The 13,534-nt window shown below is 63.8% G+C and carries 12 protein-coding genes and 1 pseudogene; 12 read left to right on the forward strand and 1 reads right to left on the reverse strand.

Annotated elements, in window-relative coordinates; translation table 11 throughout:
* Positions 1-14: 14 nt before the first annotated feature.
* The 12 genes and pseudogenes from J1N02_RS02690 (at position 15) to J1N02_RS02745 (ending at position 11,870) form a co-directional block, all read left to right on the forward strand.
* Positions 15-764, forward strand: a pseudogene (locus tag J1N02_RS02690) (alpha/beta fold hydrolase).
* A 107-nt stretch (positions 765-871) separates the two neighbouring features.
* The gene (locus tag J1N02_RS02695; RefSeq protein WP_027606168.1) at positions 872-1,642 is read left to right on the forward strand and encodes a FadR/GntR family transcriptional regulator; all 771 of its coding nucleotides are present in this window, start codon (positions 872-874) and stop codon (positions 1,640-1,642) included.
* 123 nt (positions 1,643-1,765) lie between these two features.
* Positions 1,766-2,968, forward strand: a complete 1,203-nt coding sequence (locus J1N02_RS02700) for an ABC transporter substrate-binding protein (protein ID WP_421147122.1) — start codon at positions 1,766-1,768, stop codon at positions 2,966-2,968.
* 67 nt (positions 2,969-3,035) lie between these two features.
* Complete coding sequence (locus J1N02_RS02705; protein WP_065923782.1) at positions 3,036-3,896, forward strand: branched-chain amino acid ABC transporter permease; 861 nt, start codon at positions 3,036-3,038, stop codon at positions 3,894-3,896.
* A 1-nt stretch (position 3,897) separates the two neighbouring features.
* Positions 3,898-4,908, forward strand: a complete 1,011-nt coding sequence (locus J1N02_RS02710) for a branched-chain amino acid ABC transporter permease (protein WP_098479098.1) — start codon at positions 3,898-3,900, stop codon at positions 4,906-4,908.
* The gene (locus J1N02_RS02715) at positions 4,905-5,654 is read left to right on the forward strand and encodes an ABC transporter ATP-binding protein (RefSeq protein WP_027606164.1); all 750 of its coding nucleotides are present in this window, start codon (positions 4,905-4,907) and stop codon (positions 5,652-5,654) included. The genes J1N02_RS02710 and J1N02_RS02715 overlap by 4 nt, the downstream gene beginning before the upstream one ends.
* Positions 5,654-6,349 carry an ABC transporter ATP-binding protein gene (locus J1N02_RS02720; RefSeq protein ID WP_027606163.1) on the forward strand — a complete coding sequence of 232 codons (696 nt, stop codon included), beginning with the start codon at positions 5,654-5,656 and terminating at the stop codon, positions 6,347-6,349. The genes J1N02_RS02715 and J1N02_RS02720 overlap by 1 nt, the downstream gene beginning before the upstream one ends.
* 13 nt (positions 6,350-6,362) lie before the next feature.
* The gene (locus J1N02_RS02725) at positions 6,363-7,631 is read left to right on the forward strand and encodes a Zn-dependent hydrolase (RefSeq protein ID WP_098479096.1); all 1,269 of its coding nucleotides are present in this window, start codon (positions 6,363-6,365) and stop codon (positions 7,629-7,631) included.
* The gene (locus J1N02_RS02730; protein WP_421147123.1) at positions 7,628-9,034 is read left to right on the forward strand and encodes an amidase; all 1,407 of its coding nucleotides are present in this window, start codon (positions 7,628-7,630) and stop codon (positions 9,032-9,034) included. Before J1N02_RS02725 ends, J1N02_RS02730 begins: the two co-directional genes overlap by 4 nt.
* Before the next feature lie 111 nt (positions 9,035-9,145).
* Positions 9,146-10,009 carry a LysR family transcriptional regulator gene (locus tag J1N02_RS02735; RefSeq protein WP_027606159.1) on the forward strand — a complete coding sequence of 288 codons (864 nt, stop codon included), beginning with the start codon at positions 9,146-9,148 and terminating at the stop codon, positions 10,007-10,009.
* A gap of 89 nt (positions 10,010-10,098) precedes the next feature.
* Entirely contained in the window at positions 10,099-10,776 is a 678-nt protein-coding gene (locus J1N02_RS02740; protein WP_421147124.1) for a sterol desaturase family protein, read from the forward strand.
* On the forward strand, positions 10,773-11,870 hold the full coding sequence (locus tag J1N02_RS02745) for an SMP-30/gluconolactonase/LRE family protein (protein ID WP_421147125.1): 1,098 nt from the start codon (positions 10,773-10,775) through the stop codon (positions 11,868-11,870). The genes J1N02_RS02740 and J1N02_RS02745 overlap by 4 nt, the downstream gene beginning before the upstream one ends.
* A 60-nt stretch (positions 11,871-11,930) precedes the next feature.
* Here J1N02_RS02745 and J1N02_RS02750 read toward each other — a convergent pair whose 3' ends face one another.
* The gene (locus tag J1N02_RS02750) at positions 11,931-13,442 is read right to left on the reverse strand and encodes a hypothetical protein (protein ID WP_368963693.1); all 1,512 of its coding nucleotides are present in this window, start codon (positions 13,440-13,442) and stop codon (positions 11,931-11,933) included.
* Positions 13,443-13,534 lie beyond the last annotated feature (92 nt).

Consider the following 13,534-nt stretch of genomic DNA (forward strand, 5'->3'; position numbering starts at 1 on the left):
GCCAGGGAACACTGATGAATGTTGCAAAATACCTCGCGTGCGGCTGTCTCTGGTTGATGGCAAACCTTGGCCAGGCAGAGCCACTGATCAAACCCACCGCCATTGATTGGCTGCTCGATTGCCCCCTCCCCACCACCGAACGGCTTGACCCCGAGGTGCTGTCGCGCACCCAGTGCGGCATCGTCACCGTCCCGCGCAACCATGCCGCCCCCTGGCAAGGCCACCAGCGCCTCTACCTGACCCGTGTCGGCGCCCGCGATCCCCTGAACCGCAAGGGCGTGGTCTTCACCCAGGCCGGCGACACCGCGCAAAAAAACTACGGAAGCACCTTCGCCATTCACCTCGCCAGCCGCTGAGACACGTATTCCACACAAGCCTATCGCACGCTGCTCAACCGCTACGACATGATCGAACTCAGCCCCCGCGACCTCACTCAGGAGCATGGCGTCGAACAGGCCGTACGGGATATGGAGTACGTCCGCGCCCAGTTGGGCGACGCCCAACTGCATTACCTGGGGGACACCCTCGCCACGCGCCTGGGCAGCCGCTATGCCGCAGTGTTTCCCGAGCGCGTCGCACGCATGGTGCTGGTCAACGCCGAACACACCATGGCGGGTAGGCTTGGGGTCGAACAACTGCGCCTCAAGGAGCCCGCCAAACCGGACGCCGGCGGCTGTATCAACCGATGGGTGGGTGACTTCCTCGCCTATGGCAAACAGCCGCCACCGTCGACTCGCTGCCTTGACGTGGCAGGCAGGCAGTAGCGCGTCGTTTACGACCTGTTGCCGCCGAAAACGACACCCTGCGTTGACGCTCCGTCGCAATCGTTATTAAGTACTATTTATCCGCATTAATACGATAAATCGAACCCATGCTGACTCGCCCGCTACGCCGCAAACGCCAGAAGCTGTCCGACGTGATTGTCGAGTCGGTCAAGCGCTCCATCGTCACCGACGCCTTGAAGCCCGGCGACCGCCTGCCCACCGAGCGTGAGCTGATGGAAAGCTTCCAGTGCTCCAAGGGCTCGGCCCGTGAAGCGCTCAAGGCCCTGGAGGTCGAGGGGCTGGTGAGTACGCGCACCGGCCCCAGCGGCGGTGCCTACCTGAACCAGGCCGGCACGGAGCCCGCCAGCCGCGCGCTGCGTAACTACCTGCACTTCCAGCACCTGGACGGCGAGCAGGTGTACCAGTTGCGCAAGGTCATCGAAGTGGAACTGGCGGTGTCGGTGCTCGGGCGCCTGAGTGAGGACGACTACCGGGCATTGCAGGACAACGTGGATTTCTGCAGCGCCCCCGAAGACAGCGAAGCCGGCCAGCGCGAGCAACGCCTGGCGGAACTGGAGTTCCACAACCTGCTGGCCAAGGCCTGCCCCAACCCGTTGCTGAGCTTTATGGCGCAATTTCTCAACGACCTGCTGCGCGACCTGGTGGTACTGAAAAAAGCCTACAAGCCCAAGCGCAAGCAGTTCGACGCGGCCAACCTCGACTATCACAAGCAACTGCTGAACGCCTTTCGCGCCGGGGATGAAGGCGCGGTACGCAGCCTGATGCATGAACATATGTGCGACGCCGAACACCATATGACCGCGCTGGAAGGCCAGGTCAGCCCGCACTTTCTACTGGAGTTCGACCACAACCACTGAAAACACCCCGCCCACAGTTGACTGCATTCACTGCGTTACCCCAATAACAGGCCTGCCCACAGGCCCTGCTCCACCGTATCGCCCTTGCTACTCCTGCCAATAACTAAACCAGGGAGTCACCCCATGCAGCGTCGTACGTTATTGAAAGCCAGTCTTACCGCGGCCGCCGCCCTCAGTCTTCCGCTGAGCGTACGGTCCGCATTCGCCGCCGAGCCCTTTACCTTTTACGGCCTCAAGTCCATGTCCGGCGCCTTTGCCAGCTATGGCAAGTTTGCCGACATGGGTTCGCGCCTGGCGGTGGCACAACACACCGAGCTGCTGGGCCGCCCCTTGAACTACAAGGTCATCGACACCGAGGGCAACGCCGGCAAGGCCGTGCGCAAGGTGCAGGAGGCGATCCAGCAGGACGGCGCGCGGTTCTTCCAGGGCTGTACGCTGTCGTCGTCGGCACTCGCGGTGGCCAAGGAAGTCGACAAGGTTGGCGGTGTATTCATGACCCCGGTGGGTGCCGATGAAGTCACCGGCAAAGACTGCAACCACGCCACGTTTCGCTGGTCGGTGCCCACCTACGGCGCGATCCGCGAAACCATGGTGCCGCTGATCAAGCTGCTGCCGGATGCCAAGCGCTGGTACACCATCACGCCGCAATATGTGTTCGGCGAAGCGCTGCTCGAAGGCGCCAGAAACGTGCTCAAGGAACATGGCCTGGAGCACGTCGGCAACAGCTACCACTCGCTGCAGGAGCAGGAATTCTCCGGCTACCTGACCAATGCCATTTCCACCAAGCCGGATGTGCTGGTGTTGCTCAACTTTGGCAGCCAGTCGTCCAACACCCTGCGCCAGGCGGTGAACTTCGGCATCAAGGAACGCATGAAAGTGCTGCTGGTGTGGTCCGCCGGCCTCGACCAGTTCCAGGAACTGGGCAGCGATATCCTCGACGGCGTGTACCTCGGCGCGCAGTACTGGCATCAGGTCGACACCCCGCTCAACCGCGAGCTGGTCAAGCTGACCCAGGCCAAGTACGGCATCAACCCCACCTACCCGCTGGCCGCCGACTACATCAGCATCAAAGTCATGCTCGACACCATCATCGCCACCGGCAGCTTCGACGGGCCGACCGTGGCCAAGGCAATGCAGGGCCTGAGTTTCGAAGGCCCCACCGGCAAGGAGTCGATCCGCGCCGGCGACCACCAGGTGATCAAGGACTACTACCTGCTGGTCGGCAAGGCCGCCGGCGAGATGGCCGACAAGGATGACCTGGCCAAGGTGCTCAGCGCCGGCCAGTCATTCCCGCCGGTGGAAGCCACGGGCTGCACGCTCGCCTGATCCGCTAAAACACCACCGTTGTACACGGCAGGGCCGCCCCGGCGGCCACCTGTTCGAGGGTTTCTGCATGCTTAATCTTTACCTGTTCCAGATACTCAACGGCCTTGGATTGGGAATGATCTACTTCCTGATCGCGGTCGGGCTGACGATCATTTTCGGCCTGCTCAACTTCGTCAACTTCGCCCACGGCGCGTTCTTCCTGCTGGGCGCCTACATCTGCTACACCGCCGTGAGCCTCACCGGCAACTTCTGGCTGGCGCTGCTGATTGCGCCGCTGGTGGTGGCCGCTTTGGCCTGGGTGATCGAGCGGCTGTTGATCCAGCGGATCTATCACTTGCCGCACATGTTCCAGATCCTGGTCACCCTGGGCATCGCGCTGATCATCCAGGAAGCCAGCGTGATGATCTGGGGCCCGGTGGGCAAAAGCGTCGCCGTGCCGGAACTGCTGCGCGGCGTGCTGGTGGTGGGTGATTTCGTCTACCCCTACTACCGCCTGTTCCTCATCGTGTTTTCCGGGCTGGTGGGCCTGGGCCTGTGGCTGCTGCTGGAGCGCACGCGCTTCGGCGCCCTGGTGCGCGCCGGCAGTGAAAGCACCGAGACCGTGTCGCTGCTCGGCACGAATATCTTCCGCCTGTTCTCCATGACCTTCGCCCTCGGCGTGGGCCTGGCCGGCATGGCCGGGGTGCTGTTCGCGCCGTTGCGCGGTGCGCAGCCGTTCGTTGGCCCGGAGATTCTCGGCATCGCCTTCGTGGTGGTGGTGATCGGCGGCATGGGCTCGTTCAGCGGTGCGTTGGTCGGCGGTTTGCTGGTCGGCGTGGTGCAAAGCCTGATGACCACACTCTGGCCCCAAGGCGCGAGCCTGATGATCTACGGCGCCATGGCCGTGGTGATTCTGGTGCGGCCTTACGGCCTGTTTGGGAGAGCCTGACATGAGCGAGAAAAATCCCCTGCCGTTTGCCAAAACCCAATCGCGCGCCATGTTGCTGTGGGTCGTGGCGGTGCTGATCGGCCTGCCCGTGCTATTGCCCTCGGCGACCCTGGCCAGCGAGATCCTGATCTTTGCCATGGCCGCCCTGGCCTGCAACCTGTTGCTGGGCTACACCGGGCTGCTGTCATTCGGCCAAGGCATCTTCTTTGGTGCCGGTGCCTACTGTGCGGCACTGCTGATGATCCACCTGCAACTGGGGTTGTTCGCCGCGCTGCTGGGTGCCGCCATCGCCGGTGGCTTCCTGGCCTTGCTGGTGGGTGCCCTGGCAATCCGGCGCACCGGCATCTACTTCGTGATGCTTACGTTGGCCTTCAGCCAGATGGCGTACTTTGTCGCCTACACCCTCAGCGACTGGACCGGTGGCGACAACGGCCTGCTCAGCGTGCCACGCCCGGAAATCCGCATCGGCGATACCGTGCTGCTGTCCCTGGCCGACGCCCGTGCGTTCTATGGCTTTGTCGCGGTGCTGTTCCTGTTGATCTTTATCGGCGCACGCCGGGTGATCGCCTCGCCGTTCGGCAGCACGCTGATGGCGATCCGCGAAAACGAAACCCGCGCCTCGGCCATCGGCTACGACACGCGGCATTTCAAGATCCTGGTGTTCGTGCTGTCCGGCGCAGTCACCGGGATTGCCGGGGCGCTGTACGCCATGCTGCTGCACTTTGTGCCGCTGTCGAATATCGACCTGGCGATGTCCGAGAACATCCTGATCATGACCATTATCGGCGGCACCGGCTCGCTGTTCGGTTCGTTGCTGGGCGCCGGGTCCATCGTGCTGCTGGGGGATTTTCTCTCCGACCTGTGGCCCCGTTGGCTGATGCTGCTGGGGGTGATCCTGATCCTGGTGGTGATCTTCATGCGCGGCGGTTTGTGGGGCGGCCTGGCCGCGTTGTTCGAGCGCGTGCGCGGCCGTCGCAAGGCCGCCGTCGTCGCCAAGGAGGAAGGGCTATGAGCATCCTGTTGGAAACCCAGGACCTGGAACTGGCCTATGGCGCGTTCCGTGCGGTGAATGGCGTGAACCTCAAGGTCGAAGCCGGCACCATCCACACCATCATCGGCCCCAACGGCGCGGGCAAGACCAGCCTGTTCCACTGCCTGACCGGTGAACGCCAGGCCACGGCCGGAGCGATTCATTTCGACGGCAGGAACCTGATGCGCAAGCCGGCCCACGGCCGCGTCGGCCTGGGCATGGCGCGCTCGTTCCAGCTCACCAGCCTGTTCCAGAACCTCAGCGTGCGCGAAAACCTGCGCCTCGCCGCCCAGGGCCGCGACGGTGCACGTGCATTGAACTTCTGGCGCCGCGTGGACAGCAAGCGCGAACACCTGGAGATGGCCGACCAGGTGCTCGAACGCCTGCAACTCAGCGCCCGCGCCGAGACCCTGGCCGGCGAGTTGTCCCACGGCCAGCAACGGGTGCTGGAGGTGGGCATGTCGATCTGCTCCAAGCCCAAACTGTTGATGCTCGACGAGCCCACCTCGGGCATGGGCATCGATGACATCCCGATCATGACCCAGTTGATCAGCGACCTCGGCCGCGACCACACCGTGCTGTTGATCGAACACAACATGAGCATCGTCATGTCCATCAGCCAGCGCATCACGGTGATGAGCCACGGGCAGATCCTGGTGGAAGGCACGCCGGAGTTCGTGCGTGCCGATGAACGCGTGCGCAGTGCTTATCTTGGGGAGGCTGCCTGATGCTGATCGTCGAGAATATCCATTCCTACTATGACAAGAGCCACGTGCTCGAAGGCGTGTCGCTGAGGGTCAACCCCGGCGAACTGGTGACCCTGCTCGGGCGCAATGGCGCGGGCAAGACCACCACCCTGCGCAGCATCCTCGGCATCATCTGCCCGCGCCAGGGCCAGATCCACTTCAACGGCCAGGCGCTGGTGGGGCAGAAAATCTTTGAAATCGCGCGCCAGGGCCTGGCGCTGGTGCCGGAAAATCGCGGGATCTTCCGCCTGCTGACCGTCGAGGAAAACCTGCGCATCGCCGTGCGCAAGACCAGCCGCTGGCAGCTCGAAGACGTGTACGGCATGTTCCCGCGCCTCAAGGAGCGGCGCAGGAACGCCGGCCATGCACTCTCCGGCGGCGAGCAACAGATGCTCGCCATCGCCCGCGCCCTGCTCAACGACCCCAAGTTGCTGATCCTCGACGAACCCACCGAAGGCCTCGCCCCGGTGATCGTCGACGAACTGGTGAAGATCCTGCGCAAGGTCAAGGACGACGGCCTGCCGGTGCTGCTGGTGGAACAGAACCTGATGGTCTGCGACAAGCTCGCCGACCGCCATTACGTCCTCGAACAGGGCCGCGTGGTCTACGAAGGCAGTGCCGCCGCCTTCCGCGCCGACCCGACCATCAAGAACCGCTACCTGGCGCTGAGCGCCTGACGGGAGAATACAGATGAACAGTTTTGCGCAACCGCTCCAGGGCAACGCCCCGCTGATCAACCGCGACCGCCTGTGGCAATCGCTGATGGACCTGGCGCAACTGGGCGCCACGGTCAAGGGCGGCGTGTGCCGCCTGGCCCTCACCGACCTGGACCGTCAGGCCCGTGACCTGTTTGTACAGTGGTGCGAAGCCGCCGGGTGCAGCGTCAGTGTCGACGCCATCGGTAATATCTTCGCCCGCCGCCCTGGGCGTAATCCCGCCCTGCCCCCGGTGATGACCGGCAGCCACATCGACACCCAACCCACCGGCGGCAAGTTCGACGGCTGCTACGGGGTGATGGCCGGGCTGGAAGTGATCCGCACGCTCAACGATTTGAACATCGAGACCCAGGCGCCGATCGAAGTGGTGGTATGGACCAATGAAGAAGGCTCGCGCTTCCCGCCGTGCATGATGGGCTCCGGGGTATTTGCCGGTAAGTTCGACCTGCAGGACACCCTCGACAAGCAGGACGAACAGGGCCTGTCGGTGGGCACCGAGTTGCAGCGCATCGGCTATGCCGGTTCACGTGCGGTGTCGGGCCACCCGGTCGGCGCGTATTTCGAAGCGCATATCGAGCAAGGCCCGGTGCTGGAAGACCAGGCCACCACCATCGGCGTGGTCATGGGCTGCCTGGGCCAGAAGTGGTTCGACCTGACCCTCACCGGCGTCGAGGCCCACGCCGGCCCGACGCCGATGCACCTGCGCAAGGACGCCCTGGTGGGCGCCGCCGAGGTGGTCAGCGCGGTCAACCGTATCGCCCACCAGCAACAACCTCACGCCTGCGGCACGGTCGGCTGCCTGAGCCTGCACCCGGGGTCGCGCAATGTGATTCCCGGCCAGGTGCACATGACCCTCGACCTGCGCCACCTGCATGCCGACAAGCTGCAGGCCATGGTCGATGAAGTACGTGGCGTGATCGACGCCACAGCAGCCCGGCACGGGTTGACCTTCGAACTGACGCCCACCGCCGACTTCCCGCCCCTGGACTTCCACCCGGCCTGCGTCAACGCCGTGCGCGATGCGGCGGGTGCCTTGGGCCTGAGCCATATGGACATCGTCAGCGGCGCCGGGCATGACGCGATTTTCGTCGCCGAGCTGGGCCCGGCCGGGATGATCTTTGTGCCGTGCGAAGGCGGCATCAGCCATAACGAAATCGAAAACGCCGCGCCGGATGACCTGGCGGCCGGATGCGCCGTGTTGCTGCGCGCCATGGTCAACGCGGCACAGGGGGAGCAGCCATGAGTGACATAGGTGAACTGACGGCGGTACAACTGCTGGCGCATTTTCGCGACAAGACCCTGTCGCCGGTGGACGTCACCGAGGACGCATTGCTGCGCATCGAACGCCACAACCCGGTGGTCAACGCCTACTGCCATGTGGACCCCGAGGGCGCGCTGCGCGCCGCGCGGGCGTCGGAGCAACGCTGGTTGAAGGGTGAACCCTGCGGTGCCCTGGATGGCGTGCCCGCCTCGATCAAGGACCTCACGCTGACGCTCGGCATGCCCACCCGCAAGGGCTCGCGCACCTCGTCGGCCGAGGGGCCGTGGGACGTCGACGCGCCCTTCCCGGCCTTTATGCGCAAGGCCGGCGCGGTGCTGCTGGGCAAGACCACCACCCCGGAATTCGGCTGGAAAGGCGTCACCGATAACCCGCTGTACGGCATCACGCGCAACCCGTGGGACACCCGCACCACGGCGGGCGGCTCGTCTGGCGGCGCGGGCGCGGCAGCTGCATTGAACCTGGGCGTGCTGCACCAGGGCAGCGATGCCGGCGGCTCGATCCGCATCCCCTGCGCGTTTACCGGCACCTTCGGCATCAAGCCGACGTTCGGCTATGTACCGCAATGGCCGGCCAGTTCAATGACCATCCTGTCGCACCTGGGGCCGATGACCCGTACCGTGGAAGACAGCGTGCTGATGCTGCAGGCCGTGGCACAGCAGGATACGCGGGATGGCCTGATCGGCGCGCCGAGGACCACGCCATGGCTCACGCCGCACACGGATTTGAACGGCCTGCGCGTGGCCTACAGCCCCACGTTTGGCTACGTGGATGTCGACCCGCAGGTGGCCAGGGTGGTCGCCCGGGCGGTCGAGGGCCTGGTGCAGTTGGGTGCCCATGTCGAGCAGATCGACCCTGGCTTCAGCGACCCGCTGGAGGTGTTCAGCACCTTGTGGGCGGCGGGCGCGGCACGCCTGACCGGGTCCATGAGCGACGCACAGAAACAACTGCTGGACCCTGGGCTGCTGCGCATTGCCCAGCGTGGCGAGCAACTGAGCCTGGATGACTTCAACGCAGCCCTCGAAGCCCGCGCCGCGCTGGTGGCCCGTATGGCGGCGTTCCACGAGCATTACGACGTGCTGGTCTCGCCGATGATGCCGATCACCGCGTTCGAGGCCGGGCACAACGTACCGCCCGGTTCCGGGATGCAGGAATGGACCGAGTGGACACCGTTCACCTACCCCTTCAACCTTACCCAGCAGCCGGCGGCGTCGGTGCCGTGCGGCTTGGCGGCGAATGGTTTGCCGGTGGGGTTACATGTGGTGGGCGCGCGGTTTGCCGATGAGCAGGTGTTGCGAGTGTGCCGGGCGTATGCCAAGGCGTTTCCGACCCGGCACTTACAGACACCGATCACCCCAACACCGTAGATCCAAATGTGGGAGGGGCGGTGCGACGATTCGACTTGCCCCTCCCACATTTTCTGACCGCATTCCAATCCCCTGCCTCTACAATGTCTCCCATTCATCCCCGGGGGCTTCATGGACATCGAACTGGCACGCACTTTCCTGGAAATCACCCGCTGCGGCAGCCTGGCCGCCGCCGCCGAGAAACTGCACGTCACCCAGACCGCCATCACCGCCCGCGTTAAAAACCTGGAAAGCCAACTGGGCAGTACGCTGTTCGTGCGCAACCGCGCCGGTGCACGCCTGACCGCCGACGGCGAGGCGTTTGTGGTGTACGCCAACCAGTTGCTGCAAACCTGGGAAGCCGCGCGGCGCGACCTGCCGTTGCCCGATGGCTATCGCAATGTGCTGCATATCGGCGGTGAAGTCAGCCTGTGCAACCCGCTGATGCTCGGTTGGGCCCGGGCCCTGCGCGAACAGATCCCCGGGCATGCCCTGCGCACCGAAGTGCGTGAAGGTGAATACCTGCTGCGGCAGCTGGAGCTCGGCGTACTCGATGCGGCGCTGGTGTTCCAGCCGCAGTACTGGCCGGGGTTGCAGGTGGAGCAGGTGCTGGAAGAAAAACTGATCCTGGTGCAATTGACGAGCAAACCGGCCCCGTACGTCTACATCGATTGGGGCCCGGGTTTCCGCCAGCAGCACGACGCGGCCCTGCCCGACAGGGCTCGCGCGGCGGTGAGTTTCAACCTCGGACCGCTGGCATTGCAGTACATCCTCGAGAACGGCGGCGCCGGCTATTTCCGCACGCGGGTGGTACAGAGCTACCTGGACAGCGGCGTGATGCAGCGCGTGCCCAAGGCCCCGGAGTTCAGCTTCCCGACGTTCCTGGTGTACTCGCGGGCACGGGATTCGGCGGTGTTGCAACAGGCCCTGGGGCTGCTGCGTGAAGTGGTCAAGGCCGAGAGTGACTGGTCGCAGCGCTGGGACCCGTTGATCTGAATCCCTTCACCGGCGCAGCGCGCAAAACTCGCAGATTCCCGTGTACCAACTAAGCTCAGTCTCCAACAAAAAAACCTGAGCAGCCCGCCATGGTCCACCCCACCGAGACGTTTCGCAGCCGCTACCGCGCCGAGGTCAGCCCCCATTACAACCCCTGGCTGCACGCCGGCTTTGTGCTCGGCTATGGCGTGTGCTGCATCGGCCTGACCGGGGCCTCCACCCACCGAGTGACGCCGTTCGAGTGGCTGACCGTGCCGCTGACCCTGGTGTTCTTCAACCTCTGTATCTACCTGGTGCATCGCAACCTCGGCCATCACAAGCACGCCTTGGCCCGCCTGTTCTATGCGCGCCACACCGGTGATCACCACAGCTTCTTTACCCCCGGCCACATGACCTACGACAGCCCGCGAGACTGGCGCGTCATTCTCTTTCCGGCGTGGCTGATCGTGCTGCACAGCCTGGTCATCACCCTCCCCGCCTGGTGGTTGCTCCAGCACCTGAACGCCAATGTCGCCGGGCTGTTCGCCGGGAGCATGATCCTCGGTTACCTGCTCTACGAAGTGTTCCACGCCTGCGAGCACTTGCCCGCCGACCACCCGCTGGCGCGCCTGCCGTGGATTCGCCAGATGCATCGACTGCACGCCCTGCATCACCGCCGCGAGCTGATGCAGGGGCGCAATTTCAATATCGTCCTCCCGCTGATGGATTACCTGTTCGGCACCCTGTACTGGGAACCGAACCCCAACGACAACCAGGAATCGTCATGAGTACCCGTCGAAAGAAAATGCGTCATCTGCTGTTTGTGCTGCTGCTGGCGGTGATCGCTTTCCTGCTGTTGATGCCGACCAAAGTGCAACCGGTGAACTGGGCTCCGCCCAAGGCGCCATCGATGAAGGAAGGCGCCTATGCCGACAACCAACGCCTCAAGGCTGTGCAGAAAATCGGCGCCCAGGGCATCGCCGGCCCCGAGGCCTTGCTGCTCGATGCCCAGGGGCTTCTGATCAGCGGGCTGCATGACGGCCGCATCATCCGCACGTCGCCCGACAGCCCCACTCTGGAAGTGCTGGCCAACACCGGTGGTCGGCCGCTGGGCATGGCGCTGCACCCGGACGGGCGCTTGATCATTTCCGACGGGATCAGGGGCTTGCTCGCGCTGGATCCCCAGCGCCAACTGACCGTCCTGAGCGCCAGCGCCAATGGCGTCCCCTTTGGCTTTACCAACGACGTGACCATCGATGCCGGCGGGCGCTATGCCTACTTCAGCGATGCTTCGAGCCGCTGGGGTTATGGCCAGGATGGCGAGGCGGTGATCGAGCATGGCGGCGATGGTCGCCTGCTGCGCTATGACTTTCGCAACGGCACCACCGAGGTGTTGCTGGACCAACTGCAATTCGCCAACGGCGTGGCCCTCGGCCCCGATGAAAATTACCTGCTGGTCAATGAAACCGGGGCGTATCGCATCAGCCGCTACTGGCTCAAGGGCGAACGTGCGGGCAACCACGACTTGTTTATCGACAACCTGCCCGGCCTGCCGGACAACCTCAGTTTCAACGGCCAGGACCGTTTCTGGGTGGCGCTGTACTCACCACGCAACCCGCTGCTGGACAGCTTTGCCGGCTACCCCTTGCTGCGCAAGGTGATGGTGCGTGCGCTGATGGTGGTGCCCAAGCCCATTGAGCGCAAAGCCTTCGTGCTGGGGCTGGACACCGACGGCAAGGTCATCGCCAATTTGCAGGATGGCAGCGCCGGCAATTACTCGCCCATCACCACGGCCCGGGAATATGGCGACTGGCTGTACCTGGGCTCATTGAAGAATACGAGCATGGCGCGCTTGTCGTTGAAGCTGGCGTTGGCGCAATAACGCAAACAGGGCATACAGGCGCCTGGCCTGTATGCCCTGGGTACTACGGGTCACTCATGTTCAGCTCTTGGTGCTGCTCAGCAAGGTCTGTTTGCACAGGTGGCCGAAGCTGACGAACTCGGTGTTGTCACCACCGACGCCGATACCCGGGTATTCCAGTACTTCCATGCGCCACACGCCGTAGTTGAAGTCGGTACGCCAGGTGTTGTTGTAGCCCTGGGCGTAATCGACAAAGGTGGTCTGGAAATCACCGAAGCAGGTGCCCACGTTGATCGTGCCCGCCGCTTGGCCCGCACTGTCGGTCGCCGCCGAATACGCCTTGTAGACGATATCGCCGTTGGCCGGGTCGATCCGCTGGTCGAGATAGACGATCGGGTGCAGGCCCACCAGCGGTGCACCGGTGCTGTCCGACAGGCCCATGGTCCAGGTCAGGTCGCGATAGGCTTGGGTGGTCATGTAACCGTAGCCCACGTCGGAAGCCGAATACGGAATGCGCAACACGTTCGCCTCGCCCTTCACATCCGGGCTGTTGACCCGCGGGTTGGAACCAAACGACAAGTTGTACTTGCCGGTCGCGCTCCACGGCTCGTTCGGGTGCTGGTTCGGCCGCACACGTACTTTGACCACGCCACCGACACCCGGGCTCGGGATCGAGGTCGACACGACGTTGGCCCCCACGGTGACCCACTGGGCGCCATCGAAACGCTCGAGGATCCACTTGTTGCGCGTGCTGCCACTGGTCGCATCGGCCGTCAGCGCAATACCCACACTCTGGCCACGGACGGCGGTGAAATCGAAGTAATCGACATCATCCAGGCTGTCGGCATTGCCGTTGATGTAGTTGAGGGTGTCCGGCAGTTGGAAGGCCGTGTCCGGGGTGTCATTGGGTTCGAACGCATCAAGGTTGGTATCGACCGCCACGCCGAACTGAAAGCTCGAGCCCTGGACCGCCGCGTTGGCCTCCATGAACCAGTAGTAATCGCCGGCCGGCACCACGCCGCCAAGGCTTTCATCGCCCGTGCCGGGGTTATTGGAGGTGCCCAGGGGCAGCGGATTGCCCTGGCCGTCGTCCTGGAACAGCGACAACGACATGTCGGTGCCTGCGGTCTGGTTGACCAGCAGAACATTGATCCGCGCCTTCTGCGGCAGGTTGAAGTGGTAGCACAGCAGGTCGCCGGTTTGCACGCCATCGATCGTGTAGAGCGAGTTGATGTCCAGCGTCTGCTCACAGCCCTGGACCAGCGCAGCCTGTACGGCAGGCGCCGACTGGGCCGTGGTTTTCTGCAGCTTGGTCACCCTGGCCGGCGCAGTGTTGTCTTCCACCACCGAGTCAGCCTTCGCCTTGGGGGCAAACAGGGTTTTCTTCTGCTGGGCACCCGCCAGCAATTGCTGCTTGAGGGCAGCCGTCGCCTTGTTGGCCTTGATCTTCGCAGCGTTTTTCAAGCCTTGCTTGACCGCAGGAGGCGCCGCTTGCGCAGCCAGGTGAGGGTATTGTTCAGCGAGGGCAAAGGCCGAGACGAAGCAGGTGGCCGCCATGGCCGCACCGAGCATAAAGGCTTTTTTCGATTTCATTTTTTATCCATCCATAGTTAAAAACTGAAGGTCAGGTGACATCCGGTCACCTGGGATGGAATCTAGCCAACAGCTGTATGTATGTCCAGTAT

The sequence above is a fragment of the Pseudomonas sp. NFX5 genome (assembly GCF_049132125.1).
Taxonomy (GTDB): domain Bacteria; phylum Pseudomonadota; class Gammaproteobacteria; order Pseudomonadales; family Pseudomonadaceae; genus Aquipseudomonas; species Aquipseudomonas marginalis.

Coding starts and splice junctions, on each gene's coding strand:
- J1N02_RS02695 (WP_027606168.1), top strand. CDS start 872: ATGCTGACTCGCCCGCTACGCCGCAAACGCCAGAAGCTGTCCGACGTG.
- J1N02_RS02700 (WP_421147122.1), top strand. CDS start 1,766: ATGCAGCGTCGTACGTTATTGAAAGCCAGTCTTACCGCGGCCGCCGCC.
- J1N02_RS02705 (WP_065923782.1), top strand. CDS start 3,036: ATGCTTAATCTTTACCTGTTCCAGATACTCAACGGCCTTGGATTGGGA.
- J1N02_RS02710 (WP_098479098.1), top strand. CDS start 3,898: ATGAGCGAGAAAAATCCCCTGCCGTTTGCCAAAACCCAATCGCGCGCC.
- J1N02_RS02715 (WP_027606164.1), top strand. CDS start 4,905: ATGAGCATCCTGTTGGAAACCCAGGACCTGGAACTGGCCTATGGCGCG.
- J1N02_RS02720 (WP_027606163.1), top strand. CDS start 5,654: ATGCTGATCGTCGAGAATATCCATTCCTACTATGACAAGAGCCACGTG.
- J1N02_RS02725 (WP_098479096.1), top strand. CDS start 6,363: ATGAACAGTTTTGCGCAACCGCTCCAGGGCAACGCCCCGCTGATCAAC.
- J1N02_RS02730 (WP_421147123.1), top strand. CDS start 7,628: ATGAGTGACATAGGTGAACTGACGGCGGTACAACTGCTGGCGCATTTT.
- J1N02_RS02735 (WP_027606159.1), top strand. CDS start 9,146: ATGGACATCGAACTGGCACGCACTTTCCTGGAAATCACCCGCTGCGGC.
- J1N02_RS02740 (WP_421147124.1), top strand. CDS start 10,099: ATGGTCCACCCCACCGAGACGTTTCGCAGCCGCTACCGCGCCGAGGTC.
- J1N02_RS02745 (WP_421147125.1), top strand. CDS start 10,773: ATGAGTACCCGTCGAAAGAAAATGCGTCATCTGCTGTTTGTGCTGCTG.
- J1N02_RS02750 (WP_368963693.1), bottom strand. CDS start 13,442: ATGAAATCGAAAAAAGCCTTTATGCTCGGTGCGGCCATGGCGGCCACC.